10 protein-coding genes are annotated in these 18,436 nt (G+C 61.1%); 2 read left to right on the forward strand and 8 right to left on the reverse strand.

What is annotated here, in order from left to right:
- Nucleotides 1–11: 11 nt before the first annotated feature.
- Together E7738_RS12065 and E7738_RS12070 are read right to left on the reverse strand one after the other, a co-directional pair.
- The gene (locus tag E7738_RS12065; protein WP_394515673.1) at nt 12–1,796 is read right to left on the reverse strand and encodes a GMC family oxidoreductase; all 1,785 of its coding nucleotides are present in this window, start codon (nt 1,794–1,796) and stop codon (nt 12–14) included.
- A 2-nt stretch (nt 1,797–1,798) separates the two neighbouring features.
- Entirely contained in the window at nt 1,799–2,536 is a 738-nt protein-coding gene (locus E7738_RS12070; RefSeq protein ID WP_394515674.1) for a gluconate 2-dehydrogenase subunit 3 family protein, read from the reverse strand.
- A 294-nt stretch (nt 2,537–2,830) separates the two neighbouring features.
- Here E7738_RS12070 and sbmA point away from each other — a divergent pair, with 294 nt between their 5' ends.
- Nucleotides 2,831–4,066, forward strand: coding sequence for a peptide antibiotic transporter SbmA (gene sbmA, locus E7738_RS12075; RefSeq protein WP_021507809.1), 1,236 nt, complete (start codon nt 2,831–2,833; stop codon nt 4,064–4,066).
- Nucleotides 4,067–4,349: 283 nt separating this feature from the next.
- Here the strand turns inward: sbmA and E7738_RS12080 are convergent, their stop codons facing one another.
- From E7738_RS12080 to E7738_RS12095, 4 genes are all read right to left on the reverse strand, one after another.
- Complete coding sequence (locus E7738_RS12080) at nt 4,350–5,990, reverse strand: dihydroxyacetone kinase subunit DhaK (protein ID WP_021507811.1); 1,641 nt, start codon at nt 5,988–5,990, stop codon at nt 4,350–4,352.
- Nucleotides 5,991–6,111: 121 nt separating this feature from the next.
- The gene (locus E7738_RS12085) at nt 6,112–7,167 is read right to left on the reverse strand and encodes a 7-bladed beta-propeller protein YncE (RefSeq protein ID WP_394515675.1); all 1,056 of its coding nucleotides are present in this window, start codon (nt 7,165–7,167) and stop codon (nt 6,112–6,114) included.
- Nucleotides 7,168–7,378: 211 nt separating this feature from the next.
- Nucleotides 7,379–7,588, reverse strand: coding sequence for a YdgH/BhsA/McbA family protein (locus E7738_RS12090; protein ID WP_394515676.1), 210 nt, complete (start codon nt 7,586–7,588; stop codon nt 7,379–7,381).
- Between the two features lie 291 nt (nt 7,589–7,879).
- Entirely contained in the window at nt 7,880–9,067 is a 1,188-nt protein-coding gene (locus tag E7738_RS12095) for an MFS transporter (protein ID WP_058757539.1), read from the reverse strand.
- Nucleotides 9,068–9,169: 102 nt separating this feature from the next.
- On the opposite strand from E7738_RS12095, the gene E7738_RS12100 reads away from it, so the two are divergent.
- Nucleotides 9,170–10,126 (forward strand): AraC family transcriptional regulator, encoded by a 957-nt coding sequence (locus E7738_RS12100; protein WP_021507815.1) that lies wholly within the window; start codon nt 9,170–9,172, stop codon nt 10,124–10,126.
- Between the two features lie 3 nt (nt 10,127–10,129).
- On the opposite strand, the gene E7738_RS12105 is transcribed toward E7738_RS12100, so the two are convergent.
- The gene (locus E7738_RS12105) at nt 10,130–11,674 is read right to left on the reverse strand and encodes a methyl-accepting chemotaxis protein (RefSeq protein ID WP_394515677.1); all 1,545 of its coding nucleotides are present in this window, start codon (nt 11,672–11,674) and stop codon (nt 10,130–10,132) included.
- 570 nt (nt 11,675–12,244) lie between these two features.
- On the reverse strand, nt 12,245–18,304 hold the full coding sequence (locus E7738_RS12110) for an autotransporter outer membrane beta-barrel domain-containing protein (protein WP_394515678.1): 6,060 nt from the start codon (nt 18,302–18,304) through the stop codon (nt 12,245–12,247).
- Nucleotides 18,305–18,436 lie beyond the last annotated feature (132 nt).

Genomic DNA, 18,436 nt, shown 5'->3' on the forward strand with positions numbered 1-18,436 from the left:
CGCCATGTTCCTTATGCCTGTACCAGCGGGCCGGGGTTCTTCAGATACTGTTCACGAATCGCTTTGGCGGACCAGTAGCTCAGCGCCGCCACCATGCCGGTCGGGTTGTAGCCCAGTCCCTGCGGGAAGGCAGAAGCTCCGGCGACAAACACGTTAGGCACATCCCAGCTCTGGAGATAGCGGTTCACCGCGCTGGTTTTAGGATCTTCACCCATGATGGCGCCGCCGCTCATGTGCGTGGTCTGGTACACGGTGGCATCGAAATGGGCACCCGGCCCTTTCGCGCCGCCAATGATCATCTTCGGATTCATCGCTTCAGTGATTTTGCGCATCTTGCCGATCATGAACTGCGCCATTTTGATGTCGTTGTCCTGCCAGTCAAAGGTCATACGCAGCAGCGGCTGGCCGTAAGCATCTTTGTAGTTGGGATCGAGATCGAGGTAGTTAGCGCGATACGACTGGTGCGCGCCGTGCGCATCCATCGACACGTGATGGTTATAGGTATCCGCCACCGCCGCTTTCCACTGGCTGCCCCAGTTCGGCGTGCCTGTTGGCGTCGGCAGGCCGGAAATCGGCTTAGTGCCCGCCTGGTTGACCCAGAACGGTGAACCGCCGACAAAGCCGTACGGGCCATGGTCAAAGTTATCGGCGTTGTAATCATCCACCGCCACACCGGCGCCACCGGCACCGATGAACGGATTGGTGGTGGTGTTTTTATCAAACAGCGCCTTCAGCGTGGAGATGTTCTGGTAGGCAAAGTTACGGCCGACCACGCCCTCGTTGCTGATAGGGTTGTACGGCTTGCCGATGCCGGACAGCAGCATCAGGTGCACGTTGTGGAACTGGAAGGCGGAGAGGATCACCAGATCCGCCGGCTGCTCCACTTCACGTCCCTGACCGTCCAGATAGGTGACGCCGGTCGCGCGTTTTTTATCGTCGGTCAGATTGACGCGCAGCACATACGCGTTGTTGCGCAGCTCAAACTTCGGCTCCTGGCGCAGCGCGGGCAGAATGTTAACGTTCGGCGACGCTTTGGAGTACATGTAGCAGGCGTAGCCGCTGCAGTAGCCGCAGAAGTTGCACGGCCCCATCTGCGCGCCGTAAGTATTGGTGTAAGGACCGGAGGTGTTGGCCGACGGCATATCGTAAGGATGATAGCCCACCGACTCCGCCGCCTGGGCAAACAGCTGTGCCGACCAGGTGCGCTTCTGCGCGGGCAGCGGGAAGTCGCTGGAGCGATCCGGCGCATACGGGTTGCCGCCTTTTTCTTTGCCCACCACTTTGCCCTTGATTGACCAGGCGCTGCCGGAGGTGCCGAACACTTTTTCCGCCTGATCGAAGAACGGTTCCAGCTCGTCATAGCTGACGCCGAAATCCTGAATGGTCATGCCTTCCGGGATAAAGTTTTTGCCGTAACGCTGCTCGTAGTGACTGCGCAGATTCAGCTCGACCGGGTCGACGCGGAAGTGCACGCCCGACCAGTGCAGGCCGGCGCCGCCGGTGCCGGTGCCCGGCAGGAATGCCGCCAGCTGACGATACGGTACGGCGGTTTGTGAGGCATCGTGACGGATAGTTACGGTGCTTTTTGACAGATCCTGGAACAGCTTTTTGCGGATGTTATAAGTCAGTTCATCAATCGACTGTGGATAGGATCCATCCGGATAGGTATCGCGATGCGGCCCGCGCTCCAGCGCCACCACATGCAGACCGGCCTCGGTCAGCTCTTTCGCCATGATCGCCCCGGCCCAGCCGAAACCGACGATCGCCACATCCACTTTTTTTAACGCATTTGCCACGGTTACGCCCTCTCGCCGCGAATATCAACTGACGGGAACGGATAACGTTCGCCGCGCTCTACCCAATCCATAAAGTCGGCGCGTGCGCCTGGGAAGCCGATCAGCTTCCAGCCCACCATGCCCTGATTGCCGCCGTGGATCGGATCGCTGAAGTAGCCCTCGCGGGTGTTTTGCAACAGAAAGGCGAAGAAGATTTTGGCCGGCACCTGCGGGAATTGCGCGCTGCCGTTTTCGAAGGCGCTCAGCAGCGCGTCCTGCTGCGTGGGCGTCAGCTCAGCAAATACCTTGCCGTGCTGCTGTTTGCTCCAGCCATCGGCATCGGCCAGGCCGAGACGGTAGATCTGCTGCGGCACCAGCGGCAGCTGATAGCCGAGCTCTTTTGGCAGATCCGGATTGAACGGTCCCTGCATATACCAGTTGCTGCCGGTGGCATACGGCGTATTCATCTGGCGATCGATAAACTCTGGTACGCCGGCTTCCAGCGCGCCAGGACCACGTTCATCGTTGGGGATCAGGCGCGCCACGGCGGCTTTGATGAAGGCAAACTCTTCGGCGGTAAACCACACCGGCTGATACTCGCGCGCCTGCTGCGGCGCAGCTGCCGACGACGCTGCCGCACCGGCGGCCATTGGCGCGACCAGTGCACCCATCGCCGTACTGCCTACCGCCATTGCCGGCGCCAGGGTGATGGTTCTCAGCAGGAAATCCCGGCGAGTGTGACCCTTTTTTTCTTCTGACATGACATTGCCTCATTACCGCATATAATGCGGCATGAAAGTTAAGTAGTTGCGTTGTAATGATTTTTATTGGCGTTTTAAGGGATACAGCAAGACTGTTACCGGTAACAGTTAGAGTAGTGTAACACCATCGCCGTTAATAATTTAGTTTCCCGAAACAAATGAGCACAAAAAACTTAACAACTAACTCTGCCGCTTTACATAAATGCGGCGATGCTGTCATCGTCGGATACAACCGACAACAGACAGATAAATGCCGGAAGCGGTATAAAGAGTACACACAACAGCGGAGTGCCTATGTTTAAGTCCTATTTTCCGCGGCCGGCGCTGTTTTTCAGCTCGGCCGCGATTTGGAGCCTGATTGCCATTTTTGCCTGGTTTGGCTTTTTCAATGATTTTCCGGCGCGCTTTCCCGCTTTGCAGGCGGCGATGCAGCAGCCGCTGCCGACCAACGCCAGCCGCTTTATCCACGCCAGCCAGCTGTGGTTTTATGCCTACTACTGGATCATGGGCGGCGCCTTTGCGCTGGTGTGGCGCATCATCGACAACCATCCGTGGCAGCGCTGGTCGGTATGGGGATCGTTACTGATTATCTTTGTCACCTGGTTTGGCGTGCAGGTAGGCGTCGGCGTTAACGCCTGGTATGGTCCGTTTTACGACATGATTCAGCAGGCGCTGACCAAAGCTGGCTCGGTGAGCATCAATCAGTTCTATGTGCAGGTGCTGGCATTTCTCGGCATTGCGCTGATCGCGGTGGTGATCGGCGTGATGAACTCGTTTTTCGTCAGCCACTGGGTGTTCCGCTGGCGTACCGCGATGAACAACTACTACATGCATAACTGGCAGCGCCTGCGCCTGGTGGAAGGGGCCGCACAGCGTGTGCAGGAAGACACCATGCGCTTCGCCAGCACGCTGCAGGACTGGGGCATCAGCTTTATTCAGGCCATCATGACGCTGGTGGCGTTTCTGCCGGTGCTGGTGACGCTGTCGCACCACGTGAAGGAAGTGCCGATTCTCGGCAATATCCCTTATGCGCTGGTGATCGCCGCGCTGCTGTGGTCGCTGTTTGGTACCGCGCTGCTGGCGCTGGTGGGAATTAAACTGCCGGGGCTGGAGTTCCGCAATCAGCGGGTGGAAGCCGCGTACCGTAAAGAGCTGGTGTACGGCGAGGACGATCCGCAGCGCGCCGCACCGCCCACGGTGCAGGAGCTGTTCAGCCGCGTGCGTCACAACTATTTCCGCCTCTATTTCCACTACCTCTATTTCAACATCACGCGCATTCTCTACCTGCAGGTGGACAATGTGTTCGGGCTGTTCGTGCTGTTCCCTTCGATTGTTGCGGGCACCATCACGCTGGGGCTGCTTAACCAGATCACCAACGTGTTCGACCAGGTGCGCTCCTCCTTCCAGTATCTGATCACCTCGTGGTCCACGCTGATTACGCTGATGTCGATCTACAAACGTCTGCGCAGCTTCGAGCAGATTCTGCAGGATATTCCGCACGACGAGATGCTGCGCGAAGCCTCGGAGTAAGCGGAAAAGGCTCAGGGGCAGGAGCGCGCGCTGTACGCCGACATCGCTCCGGACAGTCCCCTCTCCCGCCCGCGGGAAAGGATTAGGGTGAGGGCCGGGTGCAGAACCGCGCTGTACTCCGGCATCGCTCAGAACAGTTCCCTCTCCCGCCCGCGGGAGAGGATTAGGGTGAGGGCCGGGTGCAGAACCGCACTGTACTTCGACATCACTCCGGACAGTCCCCTCTCCCGCCCGCGGGAGAGGGTTAGGGTGAGGGCGAACCCCGCACCCATCCGCCCCATCCTCAGCCCGCCAGCACCGCAAACACCCTCTCGATGGCGTACGCGCCCGGATCCTTCACGCCATCCAGGCTCTGCTGATTGAGATAAGCCGAACGACCTGCCTTCGCACTCTGCATCTGCGCCGTCGCGTCGGCACCCTGTTGCGCAGCGGCCGCCGCCGCAGCCAGCGACTCTCCGGCCGCTAACGCCTCCAGTGCCGGCTGTAGCGCATCCACCAGGGTGCGATGTCCCGGCTGCGCGCCGCCGTAGTGCTTCATCCGTTCCAGCCCGTGCATCAGCGCCTGCGGCAGCGTGCTGCCCTCCTCCAGCTGCTGTCCGGCCGAAGTAAACAGAATCGACATCAGCACGCCGCTCGATCCGCCCATCACCGTCGCCAGCTGTTCGCCTACCAGCGCCAGCAGCGTAGGCAACTCATCCAGCGGTAGCTGCTGTTCACGCAGGCCGCGCTGGATTTTCTTCGCGCCGGCGGCAAAGGTCGAGCCAGTATCGCCATCGCCGACTTTGGCGTCCAGCGCATTCAGCTCGCTCTCCAGATCGATCAGCGTCTGCGTCACGCGCTCAACCACCTGCGCCACTTCAGCGTTATCAGAAGGATCGAAATCCAGCACGCTGCCGATGCGTTCAGCGCGCTGCAGGCTGATGGGCGCAAAGTCGTACATCGGCGTCCAGCCCAGCACCTGCACCGGCGCATGCAGCGCCTCGAAAAACGCCTCTTCCAGCGCCAGCAGCGTCAGCGAAAACCCTTTCATATCCAGCGCGCTGACCAGGGTTGCCGGGCCAATTAAATGAGTGACGCGTGCCGCCAGCGGCGACTGCAGTACCTCGCGCGTGAGCAGCGCCAGCTCCAGCTGGGAAAAGCCGCCGAGATTGTTGATCATCAACAGCGCCTGTTTGCCGTCGGGCAGCGCCTGCGCCAGCTGATCGGTCATGATGCTGGTAATTTTGCGGCTGTTTTGCGTGTCCAGCGTGATTACGCCCGGCTCACCGTGAATGCCCATCCCCAGCTCGCTGTGACCGGCTGCCACACGATCGTCGCGCTTTTCACCCGGAATGTGACAGGTGGCAAACGCCAGGCCGATGGAGGACGTGGCGTCGATGGTGCGCTGCGCCAGCGCTTTAACCTCGTCGAGCGATTGGCCGTGCTCCGCAGCGTAGCCGGCGATTTTGTGCACCAGCACGGTGCCGGCAATGCCGCGCGGCTGCGGATTTTCCGGCAGCGCGATATCGTCCTGCACCATCACCAGCTCCACCTTGTAACCAAGATTTTTCGCCTTCTCCGCTGCGAGGCCAAAGTTGAGGCGGTCACCGGTGTAGTTCTTCACAATCAGCAGACAGCCCGCCTCACCAGTGACGTTAACGATGGCGTTCAGCACCGCATCAACGCTCGGCGAGGCGAAGATATCGCCGCACACCGCAGCGGTCAGCATCCCTTTGCCGACAAAGCCCGCGTGCGCCGGTTCATGGCCGGAGCCACCGCCGGAAATCAGTGCGACTTTGCTTTTATCCCAGTCCGAACGCACCACCACGCGAATCTCATCGCCCAGATCGAGACGGGTCAGATTGTGCCACGGTGTGCTGAGTAACACGCCTTCGATCGCTTCGTTCACCAGATCGTTTTTTTCATGCATAAAAAACTGGCTCATTGCACTCTCCCCTTAGGTGTTGTCGTCCTAAAGGTAGCGTAAGCCGGGCGGGAAAGGGGGGATCAAGGCCGGAAATGCAAAGGGCGACACACGTCGCCCCTGAGTTTCGGATAATTACGCCCTACAGCGCGATGCGTAACACGCTGTCCGGGTTTTTTGGCGGTTCCCTGCGTGAGCCCGGCTGCTTGATGCTGACGAACAGCGTGTTGCCATCGGCGGAGAGCGCCAGGCTGTTCGGCAGGCCCGGCGCTTTCACCGTGCGTTTCACTTTATAGCTGCTGGCATCGATGATGCTGATCTCACCGGCTTTACGGTGCGTGACATACAGCTCGTCACGGTCAGCATTGAACAGCACCGCCAGCGATTCCGGTACCTCAATACGCTGAATCACCTGCTGTGTCCGGGTATCCAGCACCAGCACCTGCGGCTGCTTCGCATCGCTGAGGAAAGCGCGGTGGCCTTTGCTATCCAGCGCAATATTCAGGAAAAAGTGCTCTTTATCACCGTCAATTTTCTGGCGCTTTTCAATCGCGTTCAGGCGGGTATTGATGGTGACCAGCTCGCCATCGGCATTGGTGACATACAGTTTCTGCGCGGCGGCATCCAGTGCCAGCCCGGTGCCCATTTTGCCGGTATTCGGGATAGTGCTGATGAGCTGCAGCGTTTTGCCATCCACCACCCACACCACGCTTTGCGCTCCGAGACCGGTGATGTACACGCGATTGGTTAGCGCATCCGCGACCAGTTCACGCGGCTGCAGCGGACGAACCGTGTCACCGCGCTTGCGGCTATCCAGCACCAGCGTGTTGATCACCTTACCGCTGCTGGCATCCACTGCCGTCAGCGCACCGTTGACCGTGTTGCCAAAGTACAGCACGTTGGTGTGCTGATTGATGGCGGCACCAAAGGTCTTCAGTTCAGTGCTGATGGTTTGCTTCACCGCCAGATTCTGCGGATCGAGACGGTACACGGTACCGCCCTGCGGATTGCCGGCGTTTTGCGCCGTGGCGAGGAACAGCGCGTTGTCGCTGTTGCTGAAGGCCAGTTCGTAGGCGCCTTTGGCGATCGGCTGATTGAGCGGCTGCGTTTCCGCCGCCTGCAGCGCGCTGCAGGACAGCAACGCCGTGGCCACCAGTAGCGGACGCAGCGCCCACTGCATTGTTTTATTCGCTTTCATAACTTCTCCATAGCAAAACCACCGCCGTGCGGCAGTGAAATGAAAGCCCGACACTGCAACCAATAAGAAATTCAGCCCGAGGCGAGCCGATAAGGATGTTAGTTTTTGCGAATAATAATCATTTATGCGGAAAAGGGACAGGATTTTATGGCGTTAGCAACGCCGCCAGGGCGCCCGAAGGCACCCTGTCAGCACAGAGGGTAAGGCAAACTTATTGGGTCAGTTCTGCGGTCATGTGAACGCCGTTGTTGAAGTTGGCTTCAGTCACTTTGTAGGAAGCACCAAGTTCCTGCGCTTTAGCAGCGATTTGCGCTTCAGCACCGTCAAGCGTAGAGGCGGTAGCGGTCACGCTTTGCGCGAAGCTGGCAAATGGCAGAACAGAGAGAGCAATAACAGCAGCAAAAGTTTTGATGATTTTCATGGTCATGTCCTTAATGATGTTTGATTGAATAAGGCGACATCGCCTTGATGAGAGATATAGTAGGCCGGCAACCGATCAAAAAAAAGCGCAGAGATTTGCCTAAGTCTTTCGAATATTTTGACTATTAAAAGCACGTTTAGCGCAACCTGTGCGCAAAGGGTTAAAAAACCACGATTTGATTAAAAGGCAGGATTTATTGCTGTGATTGGTGAGACCAGGCATACGCGGCAAAAGCGGCGCCGCGACACACCCTGAAGCGTGTCGCGGCGCGCCTGATGGCGGTAAACGGATTTAACCGTGATGCCGCACGCGGGTAAAGATGGTGATGGCGGCCAGCAGCATCAGCACGCCGCTGGCAAGGAATACGCCGCCCGCGCCCTGCAGATCGAACATCCAGCCACCGGCTGCCGCACCGGCGGTGATCGCCAGCTGAATAGTGGCCACCAGCAGCCCACCGCCCGATTCGGCGTCGTCCGGCACCGCGCGCGACAGCCAGGTTGACCAGCCAGTCGGCATTGAACCAAACGCCAGCCCCCACAGCGCGACGCCGCTCGCCACCAGCCAGGAGACGTGGCCAAAGCTTACCAGCAGCACCGCCGTCACGCTCATCACCAGCGCCATGCCGGTCAGCGTCAGCGACACGCTGCGCGTCACCAGCCACGCGGCCAGCGAGGTGCCGAAGAAGTTCGCCACGCCGAACGCCAGCAGCACCAGCGACAGCTGATTCACATTCAGCTGCGCGCTGGTTTCCAGGAACGGACGCAGATAGGTAAAGAAGGCGAAATGGCCGGTAAACATCATGATCACCGCCAGCATGCCCCAGCGCATCACGCTCTGACGCAGCAGGTCCAGCACGCCGCCGCTGCGCGCTTTGTTCTCCGGCGGCATCGACGGCAGGGTGAAGAACTGCCAGAACAGCGCCAGCACGCCCAAAACACCGGTCAGCAGGAAGATGTTACGCCAGCCAATCAGCCCGCCAAGATAGCTGCCCAGCGGCGCGGCAATAATGGTGGCCAGCGAAATACCGCTGAACACAATCGACAGCGCGCGCGGCACCTGATCGGCGGGCACCAGCCGCATGGTAATGGCGGTCGACAGCGTCCAGAAGCCGCCAATCGCCATGCCGAGCAGCACGCGCGCCAGTAAAATCATCGGCAGATTTTCGGCAAACGCCACCAGCAGCGCCGAGGCGATGAGCAGCAACGTGAACGCCAGCATCACCAGGCGGCGGTCGAGGCGGCGCGTGACGTTACCAATCACCAGGCTGGTCAGCAGCGCCACCAGCGCGGTAACCGTGACCGTCTGGCCCGCCTGCCCTTCGCTGACGCGCAGCGAGTCGGCAATCGGTGTCAGCAAGCTCACCGGCAGAAATTCTGCGGTGATCAGGCCGAAGACGCCAAACGCCATGGCGAACACCGCGCCCCATGCGGGTTTCTCTACCGCAATGCTTGTTTCCACTACTTCAGTATCCAGACTCATCTGCGATCCCCATCACAAAATATCAGGCTGTAAGCATAGAGAGACGACGCAAGACGATCTATGATACAGAAACTTTGTTTTTTGATAATTCGTCTGGATTGTATGAGCCGCTATGAAGATTTGACCAGCGAACTGCTGATGGGCATGCGCCTGTACGGCGTCAAATATCAGCGCATCGCGCTGCATGCGCCGTTTGGCCTGCAATATGATGACGCGCCGGGCAAGGCGCAGCTGCACTTTGTTGGCCGCGGCTCGCTGCTGATTCGCTCCGCTTCCGGCACCGTCTATCCGCTGCAGGCGGGCGATGCGCTGCTGATTCCGCACGGTAAGCCGCACGCGCTGATCTCCGGAGAAGATGCGGTGTGCGTGCCGATCGCTACGTTTAACAGCAAACCCATTTGCGACAGCGTGTGCGCCATCAACGATGCGCCGGATGCGGATGCCTGCCCGGATGACAGCGATGTGATTTTATTCAGCGCTTGCATGGCGTTTGAGCTGGGCGGCATGCAGCCGCTGGTGCATACCATGCCTGACGTGATGCTGGTCAGCACGCTGCTGGCGCAATACCCGGAAATCCAGCCGATTCTGGATGCCATGGAGCGTGAAACACGTCAGCGCAAAGCGGGCTTTGCCGGCATTTTGTCGCGGCTGGCCGATGTGGTGGCGGCGCAAATTGTGCGGGGCTGGGTGGAGAATGGCTGTGGTCAGGGCAGCGGGCTGGTGCAGGCCCTGCGCGATCCGCGCCTCAGCCTGGCGATGGCGGCCATGCACCGCGCGCCCGGCGAAAACTGGACGGTGGAGCGGCTGGCGCGCGAATCCGGCAGTTCACGCTCGGTGTTTGCCGCGCGCTTTCAAAACGCCACCGGCATGACGCCGCTGCGCTACCTTACCGAACTGCGCATGCGTCTGGCGGTGGAGCGCATAGTTAACGATGGCGAAGCGGTGGAGAGCGTGGCGTTCCACCTCGGTTACGGTTCACTGGCCGCCTTCAGTCGCGCCTTCAAACGCATTGTCGGCACACCGCCCGGCGCACTGCGCGCCGGACGTGAAGCGTCGTGAAACTTAGCGAAACACGCTGATCGCTTCAACCAGCCGGTTGGCCTGATGCGCCATTCGGCCGGAGGCTTCTGCGCCTTCCGCCACGCGCGCCGCGTTCTGATGGGTGATGTCGTCGAGATCCTCCACCGCGCTACTGACTTCGCTCAGCGCGATGGATTGTTCGGCCGTCGCCGCGCTGATTTGCGCGATCAGGGCGGTGACATTCTGCACCTGATCGACAATCGCCTGCATCGTGTGGCCGGCCGCATCGGCGTGATCGCTGCCCGACTGCACGCGGCCGGCGCTGGTTTCCACCAGGTTTTTGATCTCGCTGGCGGCTTTGGCGCTGCGCTGTGCCAGACTGCGCACCTCGCCCGCTACCACCGCAAAGCCTTTACCCTGCTCACCGGCACGTGCCGCTTCCACCGCCGCGTTCAGCGCCAGAATATTAGTCTGGAAAGCGATGCCGTCGATCACGCTGGTGATGTTGGCGATACGCTTCGAGCTGTCGGCAATTTCCGCCATCATGCCGACCATCTCCTGCATCACTTCACCGCCTTTGATCGCCGCTGCGCTGGTGCTGGCCGACAGCGTATTCACTTCGCTGGCGGTTTCTGTATTGCTTTTGACCGTGGCGGTCATTTCGTTCATGGTCGCCGCCGTTTGCTGCACGTTCGCCGCCGCCTGCTCGGTGCGACGGCTCAGTTCATCATTGCTGCGCGCGATGGCGTCGCTGGCACTCAGGACATTGATCGCCTGGCCGCTGACGTCATCCACCAGCCAGCGGAACATCAGACCCAGCTGGCCGATAGCGCGCTGCGTCATGCCGATCTCATCCACCCGATCGATGTGCTCGACTTTGTGGCTGGCGCCGGTGGCCACGCTCAGCGCCTGGCGGCACATGCGCTCCATCGGGCGCGAGATCTGCTGCTCCAGCCACAGGCTGGCCAGCAGCAGCAGCCCGGCCATGCCGCCGCTGAAGCAGCCGATCGCCAGCGGTGCCATGCCCAGCAGCCAGACGCTCAGCACCGACAACGGCAGCAGCGCGATCAGCGTACTGCGGATGCGCCAGCGCAGCGGCAGCGTTTTCAGCACTGAGGTCAGTCGCCGCCAGCCGCTGCCGACAATCAGCCCTTTATGGAAGCGACGCCCTTTGGCACGTCCTTCACGAAAATCACGGTACAGCGCCTCGCACTGACGGACCTCCTCCGACGACGGTTTGGTGCGTACCGACATATAGCCCTGCAGCTTGCCCTCGCGCACCACCGGAATGGCATTGGCGCGCACCCAGTAGTGATCGCCATTCTTGCGCCGGTTTTTGACCAGCGCGGTCCAGGGTTCGCCCTGCTTCAGCGTGCTCCACATATCGGCGAACGCTTCCGGCGGCATATCCGGATGACGCACCATGTTGTGTGGCTGGCCGTTGACCTCCTCCGGGCTGAATCCGCTGACCTCAATAAAGGCGTCGTTGGCGTAGGTGATGTGGCTGTTGAGATCGGTGGTCGACATCAGCGTGGCGCGATCGTCGAAGACGAATTCACGCTGGGTGATGGGCTGGTTATTACGCATGTGTGAGTCCTTGCAAAACGCAGGCTGAAGAGAAATCGATAATACTTTTTTACCTTTTCGGCAGCACAATGGCCTGGCTTTAGCGCGGCTATTTAATTTTTGTTCTTAATAAAGCCGGAGTGCGCGGCGCTTCACAGTTCTGGCCGCGGGCGGGATCGATAAAAAATCATTTAGGGTAAATGAGATCGAGCTTTGGCTGAACGCAGTGTCGGCAGCGGTGCGCATGAATGCGCACCCTACAGAAAAACGTGCCATCACCGCATCCCTGCACATCCCACAGCATGCCCCATTCTTGTAGGGTCGCCGTTCACGGCGACCGCATCCCTGCGCATCCCGCAGCATGCCCCATTTTGTAGGGTCACCGTTCACGGCGACCGCATCCCTGCACATCCCGCAACATGCCCATTCTCGTAGGGTCGCCGTTCACGGCGAACGCATCCCTGCGCATCCCGCAGCATGCCCCATTTTGTAGGGTCGCCGTTCACGGCGACCGCATCCCTGCGCATCCCGCAACATGCCCCATTCTTGTAGGGTCGCCGTTCACGGCGGCCGCGTCATGTGCATATACTGTCAGAACTGCCAGCGCACGCCGAGGTTGTAACGCCAGCCTCTGGCGCCGTTACCGTCGATCTCCTTGCGGTAATCCGCTTCGGCGTACAGCGACACATCCTGCTGCAGCGTCACCGTGCCGCCAGCGCCCACTTCCCACATCTGGCCAAAATTACCGCTGCTGAAGCTGGCGCCGAGCGCCGGGTTATCGGCAGCCGACACCGATGTCTGCGCCGTGCCGCCCCAGCCTTTGTAATAATTCGCGCGCAGATAAGGCGTGTACTGGCGGTTGCTGTCATCGGTCCAGCTGCGGTCGAGACGCGCGCCGAGACGGCCAATTGTCTGGTGACAATCGCCATAGCGCACCTGGTTATTGTCCTCATCCGTGAAATCATTCATGTTCAGTTTCAGGTACATCAGCTGCGCCTGCGGCTCCAGCTTGTAGCCCTCGCCGAGTTCAAACGGATAACCGCTCTCCAGCGAGGCGGTCCAGCCGTGGCCCTTCAGCTTTGCCTCGCGCTGCTGGCGCGCAATGTCGGTTTCACCACGATGCCAGTCAAACGACAGCACACCGTCGAGATAAAAGCCGCTCTGGCGCTGCCAGGTGCCGTACAGTGCCAGGCTGTCGCTATCGAAGCTGGTGCTGCTGTAACCGTCTGCCGCCTGCGGACGGATGCGCGTATTGCCGCGCGTGTAGGCCACGCCGCCGCGCAGGCTGTCCTGCTCACCGTCGAGATGCAGCAGGTTGCCGCCAAGCTGCACCGCGCTGTAATCGAGATCAAACCCGTAGCCGTAATCGCTAAAGCTGCGGTCGCTTTTGTATTTCAGGTTCGAGCCGATATAGCGCAGAAACATCTCACCGCCGTTACCCGCCGGGCGCGTCTGCTCGTGACGCAGTTCGCCGAGACGCTTGTGCAGGTCATCAATAATCGCGGCGGTGTAATAGGCGAGGCCAACCGGTGCCGAAATGTACGAGGGCACCTGCGGTACCACCGCCGGACGCGCATCGTAGCGCTGTGGCGTACCAAATCCGCTGGTCACCAGCGCTGGCTGGCAGCTGTCGCTGTCCTCGCACACGTAGTAGTTTGCCAGCCGGTAATCCCAGTAATTGTTGCCGCTGCCACTCAGCAGGCGCTGCGCCGGATCGCTGCTGCCCGGCGCGAAGCTGTACAGCCGGTACTGCCACGGTCCGGCACCGAGATAGCCATCCCTGAGCGCAAAGCTGTTCTGGCCGGCGTTGCCGCCCACCTGCGCCAGCGAAATGCCTTCATTGCCCTCAATGCCGCCGTTGCGGTTGCGATCGGTGAGCGCCGCACTGCTTGCCGCATCCAGCCTGACGTTGAGCAGCGTGGTGCCGCTGGCGTTACCGCTGACGTTGATGTGGTCGGTGAACTGGTTGCTCAGCGCGCCGCCGTCATTGAGGCGCGTCACCAGATTCGCCTGACCGCCCATCGACGCCAGCGAGCCGTTGATGTCCAGCGTATTACCTGGCGAACCGCCGCCATTGGTGAGGTCCAGCGTACCGCTGTTATTCACCTGCAGCGAATCCGCTGTGCCGCCCGCCAGTGTGGGATGCACGTTGTCACCGGCGTACAGCGTTGAGCGCCCATCAATGTTGATGGTGCTGTGCGCCAGCTGCAGGTTGTCGGTCAGCGTCCAGCGGCTATCCGCGAAGTTAATGATGCTCCAGCCGCTGCCGAGGTTAACGCCTTTACTCAGGTCATCCGCGCTGAAGCTGCCGCCGCGCGCCGTAATCTGGTCGAAGGTCAGGCTGTTACCGGTGCCGTTGCCGCTGGTGAGATGGTAAGTAGTGCTGAGATCGACGCCGCTGACCTCGGCGATATTGTTGTTGTCTGCGCCCATGGTCAGGCTGCCGTTGAGCGTGCCGCCGGTCCAGCGGAACGTGTCGCTGCCGCCGCCAGGATTGATGTCGCCCAGCACGTCACCCTGGGTCAGCAAAATCACATCGTCGGCGTTACTGCCCGCCACCGCCACGCTTTGCGCCGTGGCGGTTACGATTGTGCCAAGGTTTTCGAATACCGTTTTGCCGCCGCGCAGATCGACCACCGGCGCCGTCAGGCTGCTGGAGCGCAGTGTGCCGCGGTTGACGATGGTGCCGGCGGTGCTGGAGACCAGCGCCGAACCGCCTGCCGCATTAGTGATATTGACGCTGGCGGCGGTGAAGATATTTCCCGTGGTGTTGGCGCGAATCCCGGTGCCGCCGGCGCCGGTGACATTGAAAACGTAACCCGAACCCAGCGTCAGATCGCCGCCGGTGGTCGATCCATCGGCGTTGGCGATAGTCAGGCCGTTACCGCTGCCGGATACATTGGTGGTCACGGTGGAGGCGGGATCGAACGCGACGGCAGTGCGGATGCCGTTGCCATCGCCGACGTTAAGCGTCAGGTTGCTCAGGCTAACGTTGTCCAGCTCCGCGCGGTTTTCGATGCCGTTGCCGCTGCCCAGTACGTTGATGGTGGCGTCGCGCGCGCTGAGCGCCGCCGCGCCGCTGTCGAGCAAAATGCCATGCGCCGTGCCGCGCGTGGTGATCAGCGTATCGCTGCCGGTCAGCGCCAGTTGCGCGCCGTCGCTGATGCGCACGCCGGCCACGCCGTTATCGACATTGATGCTGCCGCCCTGTGCCAGCGTGGTGCCGTTGCCGCCGACATCTAACCCGGTGCCGCTGCTGATGTTAACCACGCCATTGTTGGTCAGCGTGCTGCCGGCGCGCGAGCGCATGCCGATGCTGTTGCTGCCGGTCAGCGTCACTGCGCCATTGTTCTCGAGTTCCGCGCCGTTGGTCAGGTCGAAACCCACGGCACCGTTGCCAGCGCCGCTGATGCGGGCATTGCTGGTGACGCGGGTGGCGGCAGCGCTGCCGTCCAGCACATTGCTGAGATCGCTGCGCAAGGTATTCACCAGCACGCCCACCGCGTTGTTGCCGCTGAGCGTGATGGTGCTGCTGCCGTCGAGCGTTGCCGCTGCGCCGCCCTCGACGCGCACGGCGGTGCTCTCCTCGCCGCTGGCGGTCAGATTGAGGTTGGCGCTGTTGAGGCTACTGCCGCTGCCGGAGACAATCACGCCGGTGCTGCTGGCGGCGCTGGCGCTCAGGCTGTTCGGCGTGCTAAAGCTCAGTGCCGCGCCGTCGTCAAGGCGGTAGCCGGTCGAGCCACGCGTGCTGACATCCAGCGCGCTGGTGGCGGCGCGGATGCGCGAACCGTTGCCTGCAGCGTGATAGGCGATCTGGTCGCTATTGTTAAAGATCGGCGTCGATCCGGCGGCGATATTCACCAGCGCACCATCCAGCGCTTCGGCGCCGATGGCACCACTGCCGTTGAGCGTGAACGTACCGCCGTTGAGGTTCGCCACCGCCTGGCTACCGCTGGCGCTGACGCCACGCGAACGGCGGGTGGTGCTGCCGCCATTGACGTCGATGTTGCCGCTGTTGCTGGCGATGGTGGTGAAGGTGCTGCCCGCGCTGTTCACCGCGATACCGGTGCCGCCGTCGCTGATGCTGATATTGCCGCTGTTGCTGCCGGTCGCCCCGCTCTCCACGCGCAGGCCAGTGGTATTGGCCCCGCTGAAGTTGATGTTGCCGCTGTTGCTGAGCTGCGCGCGGTTGCGCGCCAGATAGCCGGTGATGCCGTTTTGCGCCGAATTGAGTTCTGCGGCGGAGGTCAGCCGCGTGCTGGCGACCGGCGCACGGCTGTTGGCACCGGTCAGCGTATGTTTCTGCCCGTCGGCAATCGCGCCCGTGGCGTTGCTGCCACTGAGGGTAATGGTGGTCGCCGCGTCAATATTGCCCTGCGCACCGCCCTCGATATTGACGCCGGTGGCGCCGGTGCCGCTGACGTTAATCGTGGCGTTGTTGGTCTTCACCAATGTTCCGCCACCGCCGGTGCCGTTCACCGCCACCGCACCCGCGCCGGAGGCGGTCAGCGTGGTATTAGTCCCGTCAAACGTCGCGCCCTGTTCGATGCGGAAAAGCGTCGAATTAGTGGTGGTGACGTCAAACGCGTTGTTATCGTCTACGTTGATCAGCGCATTCGGGCCATAGGCAAAAAAACCAATTTGATTGCTGCCGGTGCTGAAGCGGGGAATGGCATTCTGCGTGACGTTAACCGTGGCGTTGCCGCGCGCGTGCACGCCAATCGCGCCGTTGCCGGTGAGGTTAATCGGCCCGTCCACGTTTGCTGCGGCAGTGCCGCTGCCCTGGCCTTCCACCCATACGCCAAAGTTGCGCGTGCCGCTGGCCGGATCGGCTCCGCCCGCCACGTTGATGGTCCCGGTGGAGCTGGCGGCGGCGCTGTTACCACTGGTGGCCAGCACTTTCAGGCCGGTGCCGTTAACGCCATTGAGGTTGATGGTGCCGCGATTCTCCAGCGTACCGTTGCTGTTAGTGACCAGCATGCCGACGTTCTCGCGCGGCACGCGCGCGGCGCTGCCGTTGACGTCGATGGTGCCGCTGTTGATCAGCGTGGCATTGCTGGCACCGCTGACCGACATCCCGGCGGCGTTCTGTACGCGCGAGCCAATCACAATCGCCCCGTCGTTGGTGGCGCTGCCGTTGGCCAGCAGCGCAATGCCGCTGGTCAGCCCGCTCTGGTTCAGGGCTGTCTCCGCCACGTTGTCGCTCAGGCTGTTCTGCGCGCCTCGCCCGAGGTAAATCGTGCCGCCGCTGGTGTTGGTAAATCGGCTGCTGTCGCTGGTGAGCAGCACGCCGGAAGTGGTGCCACGCGCGCTGGAACCGTTGACGCCCACGTTGATATTGCCGCTGTTAGCGGCCTGCGCATTGGCATCAAGGCGGATGCCCGCCACGCCGTTGGTCAGATTGCTGCCGGTGGTACCGAGGTTAAGCACGCCATTGTTGGTGAAATCACCGCCGTTTTGCACCGTTACCGCCGTGGCGTTGTTGCTGGCCGCGCCGACGCCGGTGCCATCAATACGGTTGAGGAAGCCGCCGTTGATGACGCCGCTGCTGCTGTTGGTAGCCGTCGCGCCATCCAGCGCCAGCGCGGTGCCGCGGCTCGCCAGTTTCCCGTCGATGGTAGCATTGGCCCCATTGGCCACGCGTACCGCGCCATCGCTGGCCCCTACCACTTCCAGCGTTTTACCGGCGGCGATAGTGACCTGCGAACCGGCGCCTTCGGCATTGATCACCACGCGGCTACCTATCGGCTGCGTCACTTCATCCGGCGCAGTGGCGCTGACGTTATAGACAATATCGCCGTTGGTGATAGTGACCGCCTGATTGAACGCGCTGAGGTAGCTGGCCGGCGCGAGATTGCCGGCCTGCAGCTGGCTCACCAGCCAGTTATTGTAGCTTTGCAGCTGGCTGGCATTGGTGACGTTGAAGGCGGTGGTTTTGCCATCCAGCGTCTGCACGCTAAAGCTGCCGTTATAGGTCGCAAGGTTTTGTACCGCCAGGCTGTCGGTCACCTGGCCGCCGGAGACGTTGGCCGCAGAACCGTTGAAGGTGATGCGGTTGTTGTTGTTCCAGTTGAGGGTGCCACCGTTACTGACCTGAAACAGCGTGGTGTTTTTGGCCGCCATGGTCCAGGCGTTGGTGCTGGCGCTGCTATTGGCGTTAGCCTGACCAATGCTGACATCCAGCGAACTGCCGCTGCCACTGACGTCGGCGATACGCGCGTCGATATACTGATTGTCATTCACGTTTTGCAGATCCGGCACCACCGTGCTGGCGGTAACCGGTGCCTGCGCCACCAGGCTGGCGGAATCAAACACCTGAAAGGTGGTGTTGCCGCCGGTAGTGGGATCCGGCACGGTGATGGCGAGGTTTTGCGGACCGGGATCGAGACGTGCCTGATTAAGGTATTGTGTGCCCGCCGCGATGGTCACCTGGCCGAGCGTGGTGTTGACCGCCCCGTCAATGCCCGGCTCAAACGCCTGATTACCGGTTAAGGTTGCGCTGCCGCCGTTAACGATCAGCGCGCCGCTCTGCTGGTCGTTATCGCGCGGATTATACGCGCCCAGTGTTGCCGCTTCCCCCACGACGGGGAAATAAAACACCGCCTGCGCAGCGACGATCCCTAACGCAATGGGATTCCGGGTGAATCTCATACAACCTCCAGTAACAAGCAATCAGCGACGCTGTGAAAGCACAGCGAAAAAAAGAACAAAGGGGCAGATGGGCGAACTCTATTTTCACAAAACGAATCAAGTGGTTAATTATGGGCACAGAGGGTGCCGCTG

Source organism: Pantoea sp. SGAir0430 (genome assembly GCF_043549295.1).